The organism is Oleiphilus sp. HI0132 (genome assembly GCF_001635845.1).
This window is the reverse complement of record NZ_LWGJ01000904.1, coordinates 1-260: the sequence shown is the minus strand read 5'-3', so window position 1 is coordinate 260 and position 260 is coordinate 1. Positions and strand designations below refer to the sequence as shown.

The 260-nt window shown below is 45.4% G+C and carries 1 protein-coding gene; it reads left to right on the top strand.

The window, feature by feature from the left end; genetic code table 11:
• Positions 1-7: 7 nt before the first annotated feature.
• Positions 8-260: 7TM diverse intracellular signaling domain-containing protein (locus tag A3766_RS32650; RefSeq protein ID WP_369808622.1), on the top strand; the 253-nt coding region annotated here is incomplete at its 3' end.

Sequence of the window (260 nt, the reverse complement as noted above, 5' to 3'; positions counted from 1 at the left end):
TCGTCCGATCATATCGGCAGTCTTCTTTGGCTCAATTCTAATTGCAATCGGCCTGTATAATTTTTCATTATTCGCCTTCCGCTCAAAAGAGGTTAGCGCTCTATACTTTGGTCTATTGTGCTTGGCTGTGGGCTTCAGGCGCTTAATGATTGATGAGCGGGTTCTGCACTTATTTGACTGGTTCAGCTGGGCAAGCCTCCAACGCCTTGAGCATTTAAGTTTTTACCTGACGCTTCCTTTCTTTATGGGCTTCTTTAGCG